The sequence below is a fragment of the Loigolactobacillus binensis genome (assembly GCF_005405165.1).
GTDB classification, from domain to species: Bacteria; Bacillota; Bacilli; order Lactobacillales; family Lactobacillaceae; genus Loigolactobacillus; species Loigolactobacillus binensis.
The window spans coordinates 115,091-134,705 of sequence record NZ_BJDN01000003.1 but is presented as its reverse complement, the minus strand read 5'-3'; the positions used below and the strand labels follow the sequence as shown (position 1 = coordinate 134,705).

At 37.4% G+C, this 19,615-nt stretch carries 19 protein-coding genes and 1 riboswitch; of the genes, 5 read left to right on the top strand and 14 right to left on the bottom strand.

The genetic code is table 11. The annotated features are described in order from the left end of the window. Positions 1 to 5: 5 nt before the first annotated feature. The 12 genes from FFM78_RS02435 to FFM78_RS02375 all read right to left on the bottom strand — a co-directional run bounded on the left by FFM78_RS02435 (position 6) and on the right by FFM78_RS02375 (position 12,201). A complete protein-coding gene (locus tag FFM78_RS02435) occupies positions 6 to 512 on the bottom strand; it encodes a transcriptional regulator GutM (RefSeq protein WP_137636847.1) in 507 nt (168 codons plus the stop codon). A gap of 1 nt (position 513) precedes the next feature. Further along, positions 514 to 2,373, bottom strand: coding sequence for a BglG family transcription antiterminator (locus tag FFM78_RS02430; protein WP_137636846.1), 1,860 nt, complete (start codon positions 2,371 to 2,373; stop codon positions 514 to 516). Positions 2,374 to 2,385: 12 nt separating this feature from the next. After that, complete coding sequence (locus FFM78_RS02425) at positions 2,386 to 3,189, bottom strand: SDR family oxidoreductase (RefSeq protein WP_137636876.1); 804 nt, start codon at positions 3,187 to 3,189, stop codon at positions 2,386 to 2,388. Positions 3,190 to 3,391: 202 nt separating this feature from the next. Then, positions 3,392 to 4,036, bottom strand: coding sequence for a ribulose-phosphate 3-epimerase (rpe, locus tag FFM78_RS02420; RefSeq protein ID WP_137636845.1), 645 nt, complete (start codon positions 4,034 to 4,036; stop codon positions 3,392 to 3,394). Positions 4,037 to 4,053: 17 nt separating this feature from the next. Then, positions 4,054 to 4,704 (bottom strand): deoxyribose-phosphate aldolase, encoded by a 651-nt coding sequence (gene deoC / locus FFM78_RS02415; protein WP_137636844.1) that lies wholly within the window; start codon positions 4,702 to 4,704, stop codon positions 4,054 to 4,056. A 90-nt stretch (positions 4,705 to 4,794) separates the two neighbouring features. Further along, complete coding sequence (locus FFM78_RS02410) at positions 4,795 to 5,424, bottom strand: P-loop nucleotide/nucleoside kinase family protein (protein WP_137636843.1); 630 nt, start codon at positions 5,422 to 5,424, stop codon at positions 4,795 to 4,797. 19 nt (positions 5,425 to 5,443) lie between these two features. Further along, the gene (locus tag FFM78_RS02405; RefSeq protein ID WP_137636842.1) at positions 5,444 to 6,307 is read right to left on the bottom strand and encodes a class II fructose-bisphosphate aldolase; all 864 of its coding nucleotides are present in this window, start codon (positions 6,305 to 6,307) and stop codon (positions 5,444 to 5,446) included. A 22-nt stretch (positions 6,308 to 6,329) separates the two neighbouring features. Continuing rightward, on the bottom strand, positions 6,330 to 6,719 hold the full coding sequence (locus FFM78_RS02400; protein ID WP_137636841.1) for a tetratricopeptide repeat protein: 390 nt from the start codon (positions 6,717 to 6,719) through the stop codon (positions 6,330 to 6,332). A gap of 21 nt (positions 6,720 to 6,740) precedes the next feature. Further along, entirely contained in the window at positions 6,741 to 8,024 is a 1,284-nt protein-coding gene (locus FFM78_RS02395) for a PTS sugar transporter subunit IIC (protein WP_137636840.1), read from the bottom strand. A gap of 38 nt (positions 8,025 to 8,062) precedes the next feature. Next, complete coding sequence (locus FFM78_RS02390; protein WP_137636839.1) at positions 8,063 to 8,365, bottom strand: PTS sugar transporter subunit IIB; 303 nt, start codon at positions 8,363 to 8,365, stop codon at positions 8,063 to 8,065. Continuing rightward, a complete protein-coding gene (locus FFM78_RS02385; protein ID WP_137636838.1) occupies positions 8,366 to 10,474 on the bottom strand; it encodes a BglG family transcription antiterminator in 2,109 nt (702 codons plus the stop codon). It abuts the gene before it with no gap. Positions 10,475 to 10,986: 512 nt separating this feature from the next. Further along, complete coding sequence (locus tag FFM78_RS02375) at positions 10,987 to 12,201, bottom strand: PucR family transcriptional regulator (protein WP_137636837.1); 1,215 nt, start codon at positions 12,199 to 12,201, stop codon at positions 10,987 to 10,989. A gap of 131 nt (positions 12,202 to 12,332) precedes the next feature. On the opposite strand from FFM78_RS02375, the gene FFM78_RS02370 reads away from it, so the two are divergent. From FFM78_RS02370 to FFM78_RS02350, 5 genes are all read left to right on the top strand, one after another. After that, positions 12,333 to 14,273, top strand: a complete 1,941-nt coding sequence (locus tag FFM78_RS02370) for an NAD(P)/FAD-dependent oxidoreductase (protein WP_137636836.1) — start codon at positions 12,333 to 12,335, stop codon at positions 14,271 to 14,273. Positions 14,274 to 14,709: 436 nt separating this feature from the next. Then, positions 14,710 to 14,809: riboswitch (TPP riboswitch) on the top strand. A gap of 158 nt (positions 14,810 to 14,967) precedes the next feature. Then, entirely contained in the window at positions 14,968 to 15,516 is a 549-nt protein-coding gene (locus FFM78_RS02365) for a YkoF family thiamine/hydroxymethylpyrimidine-binding protein (RefSeq protein ID WP_223876982.1), read from the top strand. Further along, on the top strand, positions 15,509 to 16,108 hold the full coding sequence (locus FFM78_RS02360) for an ECF transporter S component (protein ID WP_137636835.1): 600 nt from the start codon (positions 15,509 to 15,511) through the stop codon (positions 16,106 to 16,108). The genes FFM78_RS02365 and FFM78_RS02360 overlap by 8 nt, the downstream gene beginning before the upstream one ends. A gap of 2 nt (positions 16,109 to 16,110) precedes the next feature. After that, the gene (locus FFM78_RS02355) at positions 16,111 to 17,520 is read left to right on the top strand and encodes an ATP-binding cassette domain-containing protein (protein ID WP_137636834.1); all 1,410 of its coding nucleotides are present in this window, start codon (positions 16,111 to 16,113) and stop codon (positions 17,518 to 17,520) included. Further along, positions 17,447 to 18,145 carry an energy-coupling factor transporter transmembrane component T gene (locus FFM78_RS02350; protein WP_137636833.1) on the top strand — a complete coding sequence of 233 codons (699 nt, stop codon included), beginning with the start codon at positions 17,447 to 17,449 and terminating at the stop codon, positions 18,143 to 18,145. Before FFM78_RS02355 ends, FFM78_RS02350 begins: the two co-directional genes overlap by 74 nt. Positions 18,146 to 18,278: 133 nt before the next feature. Here FFM78_RS02350 and FFM78_RS02345 read toward each other — a convergent pair whose 3' ends face one another. Further along, a complete protein-coding gene (locus tag FFM78_RS02345) occupies positions 18,279 to 19,223 on the bottom strand; it encodes a sugar-binding transcriptional regulator (RefSeq protein WP_137636832.1) in 945 nt (314 codons plus the stop codon). Further along, the gene (locus FFM78_RS02340) at positions 19,223 to 19,609 is read right to left on the bottom strand and encodes a transcriptional regulator GutM (protein ID WP_137636831.1); all 387 of its coding nucleotides are present in this window, start codon (positions 19,607 to 19,609) and stop codon (positions 19,223 to 19,225) included. Before FFM78_RS02340 ends, FFM78_RS02345 begins: the two co-directional genes overlap by 1 nt. Positions 19,610 to 19,615 lie beyond the last annotated feature (6 nt).

Below are 19,615 nucleotides of genomic sequence, written 5' to 3'. Positions count from 1 at the left end.
TAATTTCAATCCCCATTTCTAAAAGTTTTATAACGTTGTTTAACCGTTGTTGTCACATTAAGCCCAACTTGTTGAATCTTTACAAAAAGTGGCATTGAAAAGACATTAACACTGGTATCATAAGCATCTGAAGAAAGTTTGCCTGCTTTAAAATCAATATAATTGCGATATGCATTCAATAAACATTGCCGTGTCAAACGATCAAAATGATGTAATTCATCATAATCAGCAGCCACTACTGGCAAATAGCTACCTGCTAACTGAGGTAATGATTTAAATTTAGCAAAAATCGTGACCCCCTTCATGATGCGTGCTTCCTTGATCAGACCCTGATCATCAATTGAAATTAGCATCAAACTCCCCGAATTAAATCTTTTAGGATTTTTGCCGATGAGAACACGCCCTTGTTTTCTAAGTTCACTAAAATTTTTGGTGAAATTCTTAATTTGGATAAATCCTAATGCACCTTGTAATAAAAACGCGCTCACTAGGAAAAGACCGATTATTAGCATATTAAATCCCCTCCGTTATCTGCGCAAGCGATTGTTGATCGTTGTAGTTCAATAAATTGCTGTAAATATTTTGATGCCGCGATATGGTGAAAATCAAATCATAAACTTGCGATAACGCCCGATTGATCTGGGGATCCAATTGACTTGGAATACCAATTAGAAAAATCAACTGCACCTGGCGTTGTTGATAGGCAACAATCTTATCAAAAATACCCACCGTTAATAAAATTCGTTTGGCACCAGAATGATCGATCATATGTGGAATCGCAATTTTATTTTCAAAAATATTATTAGTTTGTTTTTCACGTTGATACCAATCGGTTAAAAACGTTGCATTTAATTGCCCGCGTGCTATTTCTTGTTTGATCAAGGTTTCGGTGCCTTTCAAATAGCCTAATTGTGCATTCAAACGCGTAATTCTGAAGTGGCACCAGCCTTGATTGATAGCTTCTTCTACTTGTGCGGTTTGTACTTTACTCAATAATTCATCAGTGCGAAACGCACTATTCAAACGTACGATCGGAGTAGAAGGATCATCAAGCTGAATCGGTTGATTCGAAAAAACAATTAAATAATGTTCCTGTGTTTGTTGTAACTCCAGCACACTCATAAAGGTGACGATCTCAATCGTATCCTGAAACAGATCATTCAATTGATGCATGATGAATTTTTTAATACTTCGACTGACTGGTCCAACGATTGCTGCTTTTTTATTAACTTGGCGATGGTGCTGCTCCTCAATTTCCATCTGGTAATAGATCGTCAAATAATTACTTTCAACTTCAGGAATTTTTAAATGCAGCTGTTGTTCTAAGCTTCGCGCGGTCAACAAAGCTAATTCAAGCGCTACTGGATACTTCTCGATCACTTCGTTGCTTAATAAATTCTCCGTTTGCGCCTTAAAAATAATCCGATTAACCATGAATAAAAGATGATACCTGATCTGAATAAAAACATGATCAAAGTTCAAGTGACTATTTAACGTCTGTTGAATCGTTTGTTGGACATTAGCAAATAAGTGCTGAATCCATTCCAAACGTTGATTTAACCTTTCTTTGTCCGTTACATTAGTCAATTTAATATTTAAGGGATAACAGAGAAAGGCCTTTTCAGTTTCCGTCAACGCCGTTTTTAATAATTTTTCTGCTTGTTGGATCAACGGTGCCAATTTTTTTGTACTAATCAGTTCTTGATACAGGGGAATCGGCATTTTTAAGCGTCGTTTATGTTCAAAAAGCACCGCTAAAATAATCAGATTCTTTTCAATCAAAGTTACTGTATGCTCTGTGGCATCCAATCGCCGAATCAATCCTTCGATCACAAACTTATCACGCTCATCTGCCAGCACCGTTGATAATGGATAGTAATCATAAACAAAATTAAGCAACAATAATCCGTAATCATAATCATATTTGACGACCAAACGAATTCCTTTATTGGTTATTGAGGTGATTCTCGCATGATATTTCACCAAGCTTTGCTTTAAATCACGAATATCGCGATTCAAAGTCCCTTTACTAATAACTAACTGTTCGGCTAAATCGTCTAAGATAATAAAATCATCAGCTTGAATTAATTTTAATATGATAAACGCTTGCCGTTTTTGTGGATCGTTAAAATCAAGTGATTGTTTAAGAAATCCAGTTTGGAGGGAAGTTAGCCGATTATAGTCATATATTTTCAAATAAAAACGTTGCTGATTATCACGTACCTCTGCAATTCCTTCTAGATCAGCATTCAATTCCTTAATATATTTTTGCATAGTTCTTTTTGAGACTTGAAACTGTGCTGTTAATTCGGTTACTGTTAGTGAATCGTTTGCAATAAAATATTTCAGCAAACGATATTCCTGCCCATCCATACCATCATTCCCTTAACCGCGTGATTTTCCTCCAGCTACATTCGTTGTGACACCAGTAATATAGCCTGCACGTTGGGATAAGAAATAGGCAACTAAATCGGCAACTTCAGATAAATGACCACTTCGCCCTAGCGGCGTTGTACTCTTACTCTTATAACCTGCCCGAATATCTGCCACCGTCTTATGCCGTGTATACGCCAATGCTTCTTCATATGCTGGTGTTCGTAAACCAGTTGCTTCCATAATGCCTGGAGCTACCCCAACAACGCGAATGTTAAATTCACCTAACTCTTTTGCCCAAGAACGCGTTAAGCCATTAATGGCACCTTTAGTGGCCGAATAAATACTTTGCCCCTGCGAACCTTCTAAACCAGCTTCAGATGACATATTAACGATCACACCATATTTTTGCTTAGCCATTTCCCGCGCAACCGCCTGTGACATCAGAAAAACACTCTTAACATTGACACTAAACATTTTATCAAATTCGTTTTCAGAGAATTCATATTGGCTCTCAGGTTCTTTCGCATCAACTAATAATCTTGGCAAATTAATCCCAGCGTTATTAACTAAACCATCAATGCGGTGGTGCTTAGCAATTACTTGCTGAACTAATTCGTTCACTTTATCTGCAGCAGTAACATCAGTTGGTATGAACGTTAACTTTTCACTTTGTTCTATCCCTGCTTTTAAATCAGCGTTATAAACATAGGCGCCTTGGTTCAATAATTCTTTAACGATCGCTGCACCAATACCAGATGATCCCCCCGTTACGATTATTACTTTATCTTCTAAATCCAACCAACTTTTTGTCATCATTGCATTACACCCTTCAACTGTTTGATTTGATTACATTTACAGCATAATGTAAGCGCTAGCTAAGATTAATATCGTTATTTTCTCTGCCGGTGGTAATTCGTAGTACTAATAGGTTTAATGCTGCCTGTTCAAAATTTTATTTGCTATTAGGCACAAAAAAATAGCTTGGCCTAAGCCAAACTATTTTTGAATCATTAAATTATATAGCTGCTTCTAGTTTTTTGATCTGCGCAATGGGATCAATATGACCATAAATATATGACCCTGCCACAAACACGTTTGCCCCGGCATCACTACATTGTTTGATCGTCGTTTCATTTACACCACCGTCAACCTCAATATCATAATGATAGCCATTAGCTTCGCGAAGTTTAGCTAATTCCGCAATTTTTTGCAAAGTGCGTGGAATGAAGGTTTGTCCACCAAACCCTGGATTGACCGTCATCACTAAAACTTGATCAACTGTTGGTAAGACTTCACTCAGAGCAGTAACTGATGTCCCTGGATTCAGCACAATTCCTGCTTTAACCCCTTTATTTTTGATCTGTTGCAAAACACGATCAATGTGCACCGTGCTTTCTATATGGACGGTCAAAATATCGCCACCAGCAGCCGCAAACTGTTCAACATAGTCTGCCGGATTATCTATCATTAAATGACAGTCCAACGTCAAATTTGTAAATTTATGAATGGCTGCGACCATATCCGGTCCAAAGGTAATATTAGGCACAAAATGTCCATCCATAACGTCAACATGTAGATACTTGACCTCGTTTTCAACTAATTTAATATCACGCTCTAAATGACCAAAATCAGCACTCAAAATAGATGGCGCAATTATCATAGCATTCTCCTTTGTTATTATTTTACAGTAATAATTTGCATACTTGAACTTGTACCTAATCTAGACGCACCAGCACTGATCAACGCCTTGGCATCGGCAGCAGTATGAATGCCACCTGCAGCCTTTACTTTAATCTGATCACCAACGGCACCGTACATCAATTCTATATCGCGGACACTAGCCCCACGCGTTGAAAAACCCGTTGATGTTTTAACAAAATCTGCACCTACTTTAGCAACGATTTTACTAGCACTCACAATTTCATCTTCCGTTAATAAAGCAGTTTCGATAATAACTTTGACTAATATATTTTGATCATGAGCTGTAGTTACTACTGCGGCAATATCAGCCGCCACACGATCTAAATGACCTGCTTTTAATTCACCAATATTTTGAACCATATCAATTTCTTGTGCATCGTCACTAATCGCTTGTTTTGCTTCGGCTATTTTAACTGCTGTCGTATTAGCGCCTAAGGGAAAACCGATCACGGTTGCAACCTTAACATCACTACCCTGCAATTGCTTATGCGCATAAGCAACCCAGTAAGGATTGACCATGACCGTTGCAAAATGGTTGTTCTGAGCTTCTTGTATCAAAATCGCAATTTGAGATTCTGTAGCATCAGGTTTCAACAAAGTATGGTCAATGTACTTTTCAAATTTCATGTCACTTAACTCCCTTATTTTCAACAAGTTGCACTTAACTTAAAATAACCACTAATCACAGTGTCATGTATTAGTGGCTATTTTTATTAGCTAAGAGGCCGAATTACTATTCATTTTATATTGCAATTCTTCAATAAACTGAACATAATCAACTTGAGCATAATCATTAACATTTAATGTAATTAGAGAACCCACTACAAAAGTTTGGTATCCTCGTTCCTCAGCTCTATTCTTAAAAACTGTAAAACTAGGTAACCCATCGGCTGACTTTTTGTCTAGTAATGAATCACCTCTATGATAATGATTCATCATTAATCCAAGATGACGTGGTTCTTCAATATCGCGTTTGATTGCTCGTTGATAAAGTACCTTTAGATCAGCCTCAAGTCTGATCGTGATCACATGATATTGATATTTAGCGGCCAACTTTTCTAAAGCATTTTTTTGGCGATAGCTAAATGGATAATCCGCCATGATCGGTTTATCATGGCGCATCAAGAATGCAACGGCTTGATAAAAGCGCTCATATGCAGCATCATCTAAGGCACGTTTTTCTGTAGGATCATCAAACCCAATCTCATCATAAATATGTTCCTTGATTAAATCCAAAGGTAGTTCTACAAACCCTGAAAAAGATTGTTTTATAATATTACCGGTATAGGTTTTACCAGTACCAGGAGCACCTGCTAATAAAATCATTGTATGCGTTTGAGCTTGCATCTTCTTCACCACGTTTTTACTATTTAGCACCAACCGGAACAGTGCCCTTTTTGTTTAAAAAAAGCCCAATTTTATGATAGACAACATCATAAACAGCTTGATTACATGGAATAATATTATTCCGTAACGAATTGTTAAGTTCGGTTTCATTAAATTGTGCTTTAGCAGCCCGCGTCCAAGCAACTAACAATTCCGTACCAACATTGAATTTACGAATACCATTCTCAGTTAAACGTGTGTAATCTTCTTCATTGACACCAGTACCGCCGTGAATGACCAGAGGTTTAGAAATTTGAGCATGTAATTCTTCAATCAACGGAAAGTTTAGTTTTGTTTTCGATTGGAATTGACCGTGATGTGTTCCAACGCCCACTGCCAAAGCATCAACATCAACATCCTCTAGAAAGGCAAGCGCTTGTTTAGGATCGGTATAAACTCCTTCCGCAACAGTAACCCCTTCTTCTGTACCACCAATTGTCCCAATTTCACATTCAACAGAAACATTCCGCTCATGAGCATAATCTATAACGCGTAATGATTTTTCAATATTTTCTTTGAGTGGTAACGCCGAGCCATCAAACATAACCGATGAGTAGCCAGCATCGATTGCTTCTTTAATGTCATCGAATGATTTAGCATGATCAAGGTGTAAAACAACATCAACTAAAAGATCAGCGGCCATTGTTTTACAAACGGTTACAAAATTCTTCATGCCAACATATTGAGCAGTTGAAACACTAGTTTGAATGATGATTGGCGAGCCGGCATCTTTAGCAGCACGAATCATATCAGGAACCATTTCTAAGTTGTGCGCATTAAACGCCCCTACCGTGTAATCCAATTTTTGTGCTTCAGATAAAACTGTTTTAAGATTTTTATACATAAATATCAATTTCCTCTCTAAATTAAAAGTTTGACCGCATAACCCGTTTTGAAAGATTCAATAATTCATCTGTTTTGGTGACCCATTTTTGAATTTCATCATTATTTTTCTGTTCAGCAGCTTCTTTACGTTTAATTTCATATAAATTAAGCAGGCCATTATAGGCAGCACCAAAACGTTCTTGAACCTTCAAACTTGCTTCGAAAGCAGTGATCGCAGAATCTGTTTCACCTAACTGTGTATAATTTTCACCAAGCTGATCGTATTTCTTAATTAAACCATCTCCTTCAGTGACTTCAATATCCTGATTCAACTGCTCATTTTCTTGTTGTAAGGCCAACCGTTCCTCAGTAGTCAGTTTCTGTTCCACTGGTTCAGTGGTTACTTTATTTTTAAAGAATTTTTTAAACATTATTTAATCACCTCTAAAGAATTAAACTGCTTTAAGAATTGGGGCCAAAATCCAGGCATACATCAAAGCGGCGACGATTGTATCTGAATCAGTTGCCGAAGCATTGACAAAACCAAGACCAGTTAAGGCGGTAACTAATAACGCTGGTAAAAGTGTAATGAATAAACCATGGATAACACCACCAATAATCGCCCCACGACGTCCGCCAACAACGTTACCGAAAATACCAGCCGTACCGCCGGCGAAGAAATTAGTTAACATCCCTGGTAAAATCACTGCTAAACCGAACACAGGCATTAAAAACATACCGAGAACAGTCCCAATCGTTGTTGTGATAAAGCCAAGAATAACTGAATTAGGTGCGTAGGGAAAAAGTACTGGGCAATCCAAAGCAGGCTTAGCATTAGGAACTAATTTCATTGCAATTCCCCGGAAGGCCGGAACAATTTCGCCTAATAACAAACGTACCCCTGCTAATAGGACATATACACCAACTACAAATTGAATACCTTGCATAAAGGCATTCATAATATAATTGGTCGTTTCCGTTCCCGCCCATTTAGGCCCAGCAAATGCTGCTGTGATCATATAAAGCGGTACCATAATTACGGCAACTGATAAATACGTATCTTGTAAAAATTCCATTGATTTAGGTAACTTAATATCTTCAACAGAATGTTTATTTTCGCCATGTTCACCAAAAACATAGGCTGCACCCGCCTCAACCATATAACCGATCGTACAGAAATGGCCCAAGGCTATAGCATCATTACCTGTGATCTTACGGACAAAAGGCTGTGCAACAGCTGGCATGGCAACCGCAAAAATACCACCAATGATACTACCTAAAAGGACGGTCACAAAACTACTCAATCCTGCTAATTTTCCACCAACAACGGTCATTGTGGCCATCCATAGTAAGGCTTGACCAGTTAAGAAGATATATTTCCAAGGCGAAAAACGCGCAATTAAGATATTAACAATAAAAATACCTAAGAATGTAAAGGCAATTTCATTACCTAATCCCAAAGTGTTCATCGCTTGACCATTGATAGCCTCAATACTTGGAACCACTCCATTTAAATGAAAGGCGTGCTGAAAAATTTTACCAAAATAAGTTAAACTACTTACAATAATGGCTGAACCTGCAGATAAAACCTGAAAACCGAGTAAAGTTTTAAATGTCCCTGTCAGAACTGATCCGGCCGATTTACGTTGAAGAACTAGTCCTAACATTGCAATCAATGCAATGGTTATTGCTGCCTGAGTTAAAATATTATTAATGATAAAGTCGATTACACCCATGACACTTATCCTCCTATTCTTGCTTTAGCTTGTAATAACTAATTAGAAAGCGCGTTAATAACAGGAACTAGCTTGTCCTCAATTTCCTTTGGGTCGACAATATTGTGTAGAAAGACAAATTTAATGGCTGGATCTAATTCATACTTTTCAAATTGCGATTTAAAATTTTCAGCAGAAACAATAATATCAGTTCGTAATCCTGGTGCAGACGAAATCGCTTCGTGTTCTAAACTTTCGTCCAGATTCAAACTATTTAGTACATCTTCTGCCACCATTTGGCTAGCTAGTGAGCTGCCTAAGCCAGCACCACAGATGAAATAGATCTTTAACTTTTTACTCATTTAAATCGTCTCCTTTGTATTGACTTCGTTAAATAAAACGCGTTTAAATTCATTAACATCAGTTTCTTTACTAAGTTGCTCGATCTTCTTAGGATCATTGATCAGCTGTACGATTGCCTTCATCACATTTAAATGTGAATAGTTATCGATCGCGGCTAAACAAAAAACAATGTGGACTGGATCATTTTCGGGATTACCAAAATTTACTGGTTTACTCAAGGTTGTAATTGATACCCCTAATTTATTAGCACCATCTTCGGGGCGAGCATGAGCTAATGCAATTGAGGGACCGATGACAATATAAGGACCATATTCTTCTACAGAATTGATCATCGCTTCAATATAGGATTGAGTGATAAAACCTTGCTTTAATAAAGGTTGGGCCGAAAGTTTAATTGCCTCTTTCCAATCTTTTACAGCCTGATTAAGTTGGATTTGATTATCATTGATAAGGTCCTTTAACATTGGTTGAACCTCCCTTTCGTTAATATTTAGATGATTGGCATAAAACACACGTTGTAAATCAAATACCAAATCTTTACCTACGGGTATTTTCTTATTCTTAAGGAGCGTTAAAATGCCATTAAATAATCGGGTTGGTTCAAATGAATTTCCTTCATATCGCGACAATTCTGCATGCTCTGCCAAAAACTGTTTTACAAACTTTAGATCTGTATTTGATGGAATTGGGTTTAATTTAATGCTTGGTACACCTTCAATTTCAACATCAATTGTTTTAAACACTAAATCAACCCGTAGTTTCTTTAATATTCCGATTTCAACAACACTAAGAACAGCGATAACATCAACGTTAAAATTTTCCTCTAATTTAGCGGCCAATAATTTACCAGTAGCCATGCCATAGTTACAAACAACGGCTATTCGATATTTGAAATCCTGCTTTTTCTGAATTTCAACTTTAGCCGCCGAAAAATACATAGACAGATAACCTTTTTCGTCATCAGATAAATTCAAATGATACTTATCCTTAAATACATTGGTGAATTCACTAACCGCATTAAATATTTCTGGATAACCTTGTTTGATCGTATTTTTCAGTGGATTAAATACATTTATATGCTGCTCCGACCGCCTTAAGAGGCTGGAAACATGATAATAAACTTCTTCAAATAGATTCTCGCTTTGTGAAAATGGAAAACCTAAACTTCCTTCCATCCATTCAATCAGAGAAACACTGATCATTTGTGCTTGCACCCAATTATCAAGTGCTGCTTCTTCATTTTTATCAAAGCTCCCGATAATAAAGGCCAAATATTTTATTTCGGCATTGATGGTGATCTCCAAATCAAACTTAATGATTAAAGCATTAATAAATTGTGACTGCTTAGCATTTAGATCAATATCTTCGGTATCAGAATCTTCGCTGATGTAATAATTGTTTTGTGTACGTACCAACCAGATCACCGTCAGCATAATTGCTTGATACCGATAATTATCATTTGAAGCTAAATTGCTGTTCTTAAAAATAGTTCTGATTGATCCATCAATAAAGCTAAGATCATCAGGTTTAAAAATTGCCTTTAGCTTCTGGGTTAGAATGTTGTCAGTAAAGAAACTGCCAGTAATAAGTTCATTCATATTTGCCTGTTGAATGATCAGATCACAAAACATCATCCTGATCGTACGTTCATTACCAACAACACGGGCCCCAAGCTTGGGATCAGTAATCAAACGTAAACTATATTCTTGTAATAACGCTCTAAAATCGCGCATATCACCATCCATTGTACTTTTGCTAATTTCTAACTTTGCTTGAATGTCAACGATAAACACCGGGGTTTTAGCAGTTAGGAATTCTAGCAATAAGTACAGCATTCTCTGTTGTGGGCTGAGATAGCTTTGTTCGATATCTGATAAAACAAAGGTTCTAACCAAAGTTTTTTGTTGTATTTTTTCTAAATTATTATAGACAATCCCCTTACTAATCGAAAATTGCGATAATTGATTGCTGGCCAGCATCTCATTAAGTTCTCGTATCTCATTTCGAATTGTTCTGGTTGTTACATTTAATTCACTGGACAAGTTGTTAATTGATTCCGAATCAGTTTTAATTAATTTACTTAAAAGATCCACTAATCTTTCACGCATTTATCTCACCCCGCACTTTAATGATAAGTAACCGATTACATTAAAAAAAGTACATCTTGTTTCTTCCTTCATTCGGAAATAGCTACACTTATTGAATTTCAAAGTTGATTAGAAAATAAATACACCCTCTATTTAAAATTGAGGGTGTATTTTACTTATCTATTTTAATAACTAAAGGATGAAAGTTAAATAACTGCTTGATACACCAATCTAACGGAATATTCCACTACAAAAACAGTCATGAATCATTCCATATCTGTCACTTAAAACGACTAAGCTAAAGTTGACGCTAAAGTTGACGCTAAAACTGACGCTAAAACTGACGCTAAAACTGACGCTAAAACTGACGCTAAAACTGACGCTAAAACTGACGCTAAAACTGACGCTAAAACTGACGCTAAAACTGACGCTAAAACTGACGCTAAAACTGACGCTAAAACTGACGCTAAAAAACGTACCTGATAAAAGTTTTTGCAAAACTTCTATCGGTACGTTTTTCTAATTTATGATTTTTATCCATGGCCAATGTTTAACTTTAATTGCCCTTGCTCCAAGCAGGCATAGATCAAGCTCGATAAATATATTTTTAAAAGCGTATTTTCATCGTTCAGATCACACTCACCAATTACTTCAGCTTTATCTATCCGATATTTCATCGTATTTCGATGAATATGCAACCGATTAGCCGTTTCATTGACACTTAGTCCAGTTTCAAAATAATTGATCAGAGTCTGACAGTAGCTGCTAGCATTTTTTATATCGTATTCTCGCAATTTACGATAGCTTGGGTAGATCATTGTATTCAATAATGGTGTCGGAATATAACTCAAAATATGCAGCAAATAATAATGGTCATAATCGTTAAGCTGCCCAGATAAGCCAAAATCGATGGCACGACAAGCCTGATTATAGTAGTCTCGAGCAAGCGCTAAATTTTTAAACTTCCAGCTAATACCAGCAGTAATAGCGTATTTAGTACAAATTCTCTCTATGTTAGTTAAATCGGTGATTGCTGTATCAGTATTTATCACAATAATAAGTTGATCATCGCTGGCATGCAACACACAGAGCACGTTCAAGATTGAGGTAATACTCCGTTCTAAATACGCTACATAGCGCTTTTGAATGCTATCTAAAACAACAACTTGAAAATAGGTTTTCAAGTGTGGCAATGCGCGCTTTTTTTCGGCCAATTCTTCTGGAGATATGGCCGGCTTAAGGATTAAATCGCGTAATAATAATGCAATATCTCGCGAATTATTCATCTGAGTGAGCCCGCCTTTACCTCGTAAAATTAAACTTAGCGCTTTAGCCAAATTCATAACAACTAAACGATCGTCTTCTACAAGTTTTCGCTCTGCAGCAAAAAGAATCACATAGCCTAGCGTTTTTTCTCGGTTATTAATACGACACAAGATCCGGGGCATTTTTATTGCCAAACCTGTTTTATATATTATCGCTTGAGTTTGTTGAAAAAGCATTGTCGAAACTGGGTCTGCTCGAAAACTCAATACATAATCTTCACTACAGTATCCTTTTTGTTCAACGTCAAGCCAAACTGGATCATTCACCGGTTTATCACGCTTCAAACATAGCGCATGAAAGGTTTCGTCAGTCACCATAATTGGGTTATTTAATAATTCATAGGCTAGATTGATTAGCTTTGCTGTATCAGTTCCTTCGTAAACCGCATCAAAAAATATTTCACCACTAGATTTAGTCGCCATAATGATCACTACCCAATCTCTTATTGTGCTTAATGCACAAATTCATTCTATAAAGTTCATCATATCACATATTATAATTATTTGATTGGTAATCTAGAATTAGTACTGTAAATAAAGGAGGAAATCTTATTATGAATTTCACTAATCTCTTTGAAAGTAAAAAAATTGGTACCCTAGAAATCAAAAATCGCTATGTCATGCCAGCAATGGGCACAAGCTATGGTAATCTATCTGGTGAACCTTCACAACAATCAATTGACTATTATACCGAACGTGCTAGTGGTGGATTTGGTTTGATCATCGTTGAAGTAACTGCAGTCACGAAGGATGGCATCTGCACTCCAGGCCAATTAGGTTTATGGAATAATGAGTTTGATTCTTCGTGGCACAAATTGACGAATAGCGTACACCAAAATGGAGCAAAGATCGCCGTTCAACTTCAGCATTCCGGTCGTCAAACAAGCGCCCAATTAATCGGCCACCAACCTGTATCATCTTCTGCCATTGCCTGTCCAGTATTTGACGAAGTTCCCCGTGCACTCACTAAACCAGAAATACTGGATTTGATTGAAAAATTTGGTGATGCAGCTAAACGTGCTAAGAATAACGGCTTTGATGCAGTTGAAATTCATGGTGCACATGGCTATTTAGTTGCTCAATTCTTGTCACCTCAAGTCAATAAACGGACTGATGAATATGGCGGATCTATCCGGGGTCGAGCAAAATTTGCGTGTGATATCATTCATAATATTAAGCAAAAGTGTGGCGCTGATTTCCCGGTCATTTTTAGAATCAGTGGCACCGAAAAAATTCCTGGTGGTTTAGATATTTCCCAAACCAAGCAGATTTCAAGCTATTTAGAAGAAGCCGGTGCTGATGCGATCAACGTTTCCATTTGTACTTATGCAAGCTTAGATTACATGTTTATGCCCCAAGATACACCGTCCGGTTTCAATGTAGAAAATGCGCATCAAATCAAGCAAGTAGTCAATATTCCGGTCATTGCAGTTGGTCGGCTTAACACACCTGAAATTCAAAAAGAAGTTGTCGATAATCATCAAGCTGATTTTGTTGCCCTTGGTCGCGAATCCATTGCTGATCCGCACTTTCCTGACAAAGTTAAAGCTGGTAATTTAGATGAAATTTCACCTTGTATCTCTTGTCTACAATCTTGCGTCGGTTATTTAATGGATCCGAATAAATTAAAAATATCATGTTTAGTTAATCCACGTACGGGACACGAGGGTCAATATAAATTCACACCAACAACTACACCGAAAAAGATTATGATTGTTGGCGGCGGCCCTGCAGGACTCTTAAGTGCCTGGATTTTAGCCAAACGTGGCCATAAAGTAAACTTATATGAAAAAGGTTTCCAACTTGGTGGTCAATTTAGAATTGGTGCCATCCCGCCTGCTAAAAGTTTATTGAACAGTGCCATTAAATACTATCTGACAATGGGCGCAAAATATGGCGTTAACTATCACTTGAATTGTCCAGTCGATCAAGCGCTATTAACACAGGAAAATCCTGACATCACTATCATCGCTACTGGTGGAACACCGCTTATTCCCAATATTACGGGCATTCATAATTCCACTTTTAAGAATGCGATTGATGTTATTGACGCCAAACAAACTGTTGGCAAAAATTGCTTGATCGTTGGTGGCGGAATGGTTGGTGCTGAAACAGCCGATTTCTTGCGTGAGCATAATCGCCAAGCAACTATTATCGAATTAAAATCTACCATTGCCAGTGACACGATTCTTGGCGTACATGATCATCTATTAAACCGATTGGAAAATGGTCATACAGAATTCATTTTAGGTGCAACTGTCAAAAAATTTACCGGAAACGATAATAATGATGTCATTTATGAACAAAATGGTGTAGAGAAATGTATTGGTGGCTTTGACGATATTATTCTTGCAATGGGGGTTAGATCATACAATCCGCTAAAAGATGCCTTGACCCATACTGATACACAAGTTTATACGATTGGTGATGCAAATAAACCTGGGCAAGCTAATAATGCAACAGAAGCGGCAATGGCATTAGCTAATCAGCTCTGATCATAACCATAATAAAAAATTGAGTAGTACATCATTACTCAATTTTTTATGTCTTAAATTTAATTAATTTGATATTTCATCACTACTTTATCAGCAATAATGGCTAATTAAATAACATTACTACCAAATAGATAGTAAACACTCAATAACATAACGGATACAAATCGACCAATAACCTTGTTTCATAAAAGCTATTTATGTTATAAATCAAATTTGTATTTAAAACCGATTTATTATTTAAGTGCTTACAAAATAGCTACACTTATTGAATTTCAAAATTGCTTAGAAAATAAATACGCTCTCTATTTCTATAATTAAACGGGTGCTGTACTTATCTATTTTAAACAATCCATCAACAGCTAGTATACTTTCTCCAGATTAAGCGTTGTCATTTCATTTTTCATATGCTACACTCACATTGTAATATAACTTAATAATTATCCACTAGGGGCGCATTATGCTGAGATAGACAATTGTCTTGTCCCTTTGAACCTGATTTGGTTAATACCAACGTAGGAAAGTGTCAACGCTATTAATTTGCGTTCCTGATTTTTTATCTACGAGTGGATAAAAAGGAGGGGACGTTTTTTTATTATTTTGCAAGAAAATAAAAAGAAGACGAAAGGATGATAAAAATGGAAAATTGTGATATTGGTCATTTTGATATTACGGGTGTCGAGTTAGTTTATTCCCGATGAAAGACAACTTTGCAGAACAAATAATTAGCAGTGTCCAACAAACAAACACTGAGGCAGTTTGGAGCCAAACCGACCTATTTAGTACACTCTATCGCGGCGAACCGGAAAGTGTTATTGACGCTGCAAGTGGTTTATTTATTAACGCCTATGACCCCACTACCCATATGGTAGGTGAATTTACATTCTCTAAGGGTTGTCCCGGTGACACAGCCGGCGACAATTTTTTGACTGATCAACCAACTCGTCCTAATCAGACCAACAATGTTAAAAATGGCAACTTTCGCGTAGACTGCAAATATGCGTTCTATACTTTTGGCCAAGGCCGCTATATGCCAGAAATTGAGCACATCGTTAATTTGGCTGAAAAAATGGGACTAAAACCAAAATCAATTCACTATGCAACCGTGTTAACTGGCACGGCTAATCAATTATTTGCTTATTTTGAAGCTGCCTTAGCTTATGCACATGAAAATTTGGCTCATTATATTATCGAAGCAACGGTTTCTGTTAATAGTCCATCGCTAAAGGAGAATGCACATGTTTAAGTGGGAATTAAAAGACGTTATTATGGTAGGTATTGCCTCCTTAGTTTTCGGCGTGATCTATATTGGTGCCGTTCAATTAGGTGTTTTATTGGGAACCTTGTTGACACCATTAGGTTTGTCCGTTTTGGCTAATGAATTTATTTTTGGGGTATGGTTTATGGCGGCAGCCTTTGCCGGTTATATTTTACGTAAACCTGGTGCAGCGACAATAACTGAAATGATTGCTGCCTTGTTAGAAGTTTTCATGGGTAATTTTTACGGCCCAATTATCTTTGTCAGCGGCTTCGTCCAGGGTATCGGGACCGAAGCTGGTTTTGCCGCTACGCGTTATCATAAATTTGGTTGGTCCTCATTGATTATTGGTGCTGTCGGCGCAACCATTACCAGCTTTATTTGGGGTATCGTTCGATCAGACTTTGTTGATTTAAAATGGCAGTTACTGCTGGCTATTTTTGTGATCCGCTTGCTTTCCGCTCTATTATTTTCAGCGGTAGCAGTTAAGCTGATCTGTGATCATTTGAATACTATGGGCATTCTTAATAGCTATCCAATTGCTCAGAACAACCATTCCAAACAGGCAAGCGGGGTGTAATAATGAGCCTAATCGTCAATTCTGGTGTTTTCACCATAGATGATCAGCCTATTTGTGCTTCATTTGAGTTGACACCGGGACAAGTTAAAGGTATCTATGGCCCTTCCGGATCAGGTAAAAGCACTTTATTCCATTTGCTAGCCGGTTTAGCTGAAACCAGTTTTGATACCGGCAACTGCTTGATTGATGGCAAAAATATGGTTGATTTAACTCCCAAAGGTCGCATCCCCTTTGTCAGTTTAATGTTTCAAAATCCTGATACACAGTTTTGCATGGAAACGCCACGGGAAGAATTACTTTTTTGCCTGGAAAACCGTGCTGTGCCAGTATCGAAGATGGCCTTAATGGTTCATGACGCTTTGGCCTTTTGCGGTATTCTGCATTTAGCAAACCAAGCGTTAACCACACTGTCCGGTGGGGAGAAACAACTTGTTGCCTTAGCTTGTTGCGTCGTTTTAGAAAGCAAATACTTACTACTCGATGAGCCTTTTGCCAATCTTGATCAGGCGACAATCGACTTTCTACTGACAAAACTTAAAATCTTACAAAAAAACAAACAAGTTGGTATCTTGTTGATCGATCATCGCTTAGATCTGGTAAATACTTGGATTCATGAATGGTTAGTCTTACAAGATAATTTTCATGTTGTTTCTACAGAAGAATTGCTGAAACAAGAAAATCGGCTCCGCGCTACTTTACCACATCGATCCAAATCAACTAAAAAAGGAAGCCCACTTTTATATTTTGACCATTTTCAATTACCGATTCGCGACTACGCTATCAATCTGCCTAACTACACTTTTTATGCTGGCGAAATGATCGGTATCTCCGGCAAAAGCGGGCTTGGCAAATCCACTTTCTTTCGGGCCATACTGCAGCAAGAAAAATATGCGGGGAAGATTTATTTTAAAGATCACCTATTAACTAAACACGCGGCCTTTAGCAAAATGAGTTGGATCATGCAAAATCCCCAAGATCAGTTTATTGAAGCCAGCGTAGCCAGAGAATTAGCAAATGGTAACCATGCACCCGTAACAACTAATAAACTGAGCAAATTGGGCCTGCTGACAAAATGTGATTTATCACCATTTTTATTGAGTCAAGGACAACAACGCCGCTTGGCAGTAGCCTGCTTACTTGAGCGACCGATTCCTATTTTGTTAGTCGATGAACCAACTTATGGTCAAGATCTGCGTAACGCCTGGCAATTAATGACTTTGCTTAGTGAAAAGGCCGCTACTGGAACATTAATTTTAATTGTTAGCCACGATGATCGGTTATTAAATGATTTTTGCGACTATACACTTAATTTCAATCAATTTGTAAAGGAGACGGCCAATGAAAAAACTGAATCCAACCGTAAAGTTCGGCACCATTTTGGCGCTGGCCTTGCTCGTTTCTTTTCAAAATAATGTATTACTTAACACTGTTCTAGCCGTACTTTTTTTATTGTTAGTCAGTTACTACCTACCAGTGAAAAAATTGTTGTTACTTTCAGTATTTCTGACTTTAGCTGCAGCCGGCGTTTTCTTCACGGGACTGATTTTTTATCGCGATAACCAGCACGGAACAACCAACATTTCTTCTCTACAATATGCAATTGGTTTGGCTTCAAGAATTTATTGTTTTGGCTTTACCGGTAGCCTATTTGCCGCCACCACGTCCATGACAGCCTTCATTTATTCGCTACAGCAGCAATTACATTTGCCAGCAATTTTTGCCTATGGTTTAATGGCCGCCTTTCATATGGCGCCAATGATTCCACATGAATACCGTAATACAATCAATAGTTTAAGGTCACGCGGAATTACCAACAACTATTTTTCAATTAAAATAGTCACACCATTATTAGTCAAAACAATTCGCTGGTCAGAATTATTAGCTACTGCAATGACTTCACGCGGCTTTTCAAGCGATGAAACCCGAACCTATTCTCAACATTATGTAATCAATTGGCCGGATTGGTTATTTTGCGCAGGCCTACTCGGTTTGGGTCTGCTATTAACTATTTTTCATGGGGATAATTTATTTAAGTGATTTACTTTTGGAAAGTTGTTAGCATCTGCGCATAATCAGTGATTGCGATTAGTTACTTTTAATTAAAAACGTACCTATTAAAGGCTTAGTTTAAGACCTTTAACAAGTACGTTTTTAATAAATCTGGCATCAATTAAATAATTTTTTCTGCAATGCTTTGATCAATAAATAGGGTATTAACAATATGGTTATCCAACATAATTTTAACATTGCGCGCTTTTTGTTTTCCAACCGCCATTAAAACAACATTCGGGATTTCTTTTAGTTCTTCAATTGTGATCCCAATCAGACGATCTGCAAAATCATTTTTAATTGTATTCCCTTCTGCATCAAAGAAATTGGCAACCACGTCACCAACAGCGCCGGCTTCCTCTAATTCTTCAGTTTCAGCTTCGGTGATGTAATTTAATTTATGCCAAGTAGAATCACGAACTTCATTACCAACCCCAATAAAGGCAACATCAACATCTCGCGCTGCTTTTAGGGCCGACGAAACTAACGTCGAATTTTTTAATTCTTGTGCAACCTGAGCTGATTCTGCAATTACTGGTGCATAAAAAGTGCAGTATTGGGAACGTAGTTTAATAGCCAGTTCAGAAACAAGACGATTGGCATGAACATCTAAATTAACCAAGCCTAAACCGCCTACTAACGGCACAATAGTCACGTCATTGGCAATTAAGTAATTAGTCTCTGCCACAAAGTGGGAGACGGCATTCCCCCAACCAATACCGATGGTTTTGACTTGATCCAAGATTTTTCGCATATACCGGGCCGATAATAAACCAACCTGATTACTCACTGCCTCCTCAGAGCGGTCATACCGAGTAGAAACAACCTTTACATCATTAAGCGCATATCGTTGTTGTAATGCTAATTCAAGTTCAACAACATCCTTATTGACATCTTTAACAAAGAATTCTACAAGGTGTTCTTGCTTTGCAATCTGAAGAACTTTGGATACTCTAGGCCGTGAAACACCAATCGCCTTTGCAACTTGTTCTTGATTCATGTTCTGCTCATAGTACAGAATTGCCGCCTTTAACAATAATTCATGATCTACAATTTCATTAGTCATTAACTGGAACCTCGCTGACTTTTAGTTCGGGCATTGCTCGCATTTTGAACGGCCTGATAAAGTACTTTACGATGTTTATCATTCAAAACAGCTTCTGATTCAGTTGACTGATCAATTACTGGTACATATTGATGAAATTTAGCAAAAATAGATAAACCATTGATCAATCGGCATTCACGAATAATATTTTGATCATCGATCACAATCAAGCAGACCTGTCCAATACCTAATTTAGGTTGAAAAGTGCCGACTCCAAAATAACCATGCGAATTATTTTTAATAATATCCTTATATTCGCGTACATAAAGTTTACTATTTAATATACTAGTAAACTGCTTAAGCACGATAATAATCAATAAAAATATGATTAGTCCAGCACCACTCATCGTGAA

Bases quoted from the DNA above. Each gene is read 5' to 3' on its own strand.
- FFM78_RS02435 (WP_137636847.1), bottom strand. From the start codon at position 512: ATGCTAATAATCGGTCTTTTCCTAGTGAGCGCGTTTTTATTACAAGGT.
- FFM78_RS02430 (WP_137636846.1), bottom strand. From the start codon at position 2,373: ATGGATGGGCAGGAATATCGTTTGCTGAAATATTTTATTGCAAACGAT.
- FFM78_RS02425 (WP_137636876.1), bottom strand. From the start codon at position 3,189: ATGACAAAAAGTTGGTTGGATTTAGAAGATAAAGTAATAATCGTAACG.
- rpe (WP_137636845.1), bottom strand. From the start codon at position 4,036: ATGATAATTGCGCCATCTATTTTGAGTGCTGATTTTGGTCATTTAGAG.
- deoC (WP_137636844.1), bottom strand. From the start codon at position 4,704: ATGAAATTTGAAAAGTACATTGACCATACTTTGTTGAAACCTGATGCT.
- FFM78_RS02410 (WP_137636843.1), bottom strand. From the start codon at position 5,424: ATGCAAGCTCAAACGCATACAATGATTTTATTAGCAGGTGCTCCTGGT.
- FFM78_RS02405 (WP_137636842.1), bottom strand. From the start codon at position 6,307: ATGTATAAAAATCTTAAAACAGTTTTATCTGAAGCACAAAAATTGGAT.
- FFM78_RS02400 (WP_137636841.1), bottom strand. From the start codon at position 6,719: ATGTTTAAAAAATTCTTTAAAAATAAAGTAACCACTGAACCAGTGGAA.
- FFM78_RS02395 (WP_137636840.1), bottom strand. From the start codon at position 8,024: ATGGGTGTAATCGACTTTATCATTAATAATATTTTAACTCAGGCAGCA.
- FFM78_RS02390 (WP_137636839.1), bottom strand. From the start codon at position 8,365: ATGAGTAAAAAGTTAAAGATCTATTTCATCTGTGGTGCTGGCTTAGGC.
- FFM78_RS02385 (WP_137636838.1), bottom strand. From the start codon at position 10,474: ATGCGTGAAAGATTAGTGGATCTTTTAAGTAAATTAATTAAAACTGAT.
- FFM78_RS02375 (WP_137636837.1), bottom strand. From the start codon at position 12,201: ATGGCGACTAAATCTAGTGGTGAAATATTTTTTGATGCGGTTTACGAA.
- FFM78_RS02370 (WP_137636836.1), top strand. From the start codon at position 12,333: ATGAATTTCACTAATCTCTTTGAAAGTAAAAAAATTGGTACCCTAGAA.
- FFM78_RS02365 (WP_223876982.1), top strand. From the start codon at position 14,968: ATGAAAGACAACTTTGCAGAACAAATAATTAGCAGTGTCCAACAAACA.
- FFM78_RS02360 (WP_137636835.1), top strand. From the start codon at position 15,509: ATGTTTAAGTGGGAATTAAAAGACGTTATTATGGTAGGTATTGCCTCC.
- FFM78_RS02355 (WP_137636834.1), top strand. From the start codon at position 16,111: ATGAGCCTAATCGTCAATTCTGGTGTTTTCACCATAGATGATCAGCCT.
- FFM78_RS02350 (WP_137636833.1), top strand. From the start codon at position 17,447: ATGAAAAAACTGAATCCAACCGTAAAGTTCGGCACCATTTTGGCGCTG.
- FFM78_RS02345 (WP_137636832.1), bottom strand. From the start codon at position 19,223: ATGACTAATGAAATTGTAGATCATGAATTATTGTTAAAGGCGGCAATT.
- FFM78_RS02340 (WP_137636831.1), bottom strand. From the start codon at position 19,609: ATGAGTGGTGCTGGACTAATCATATTTTTATTGATTATTATCGTGCTT.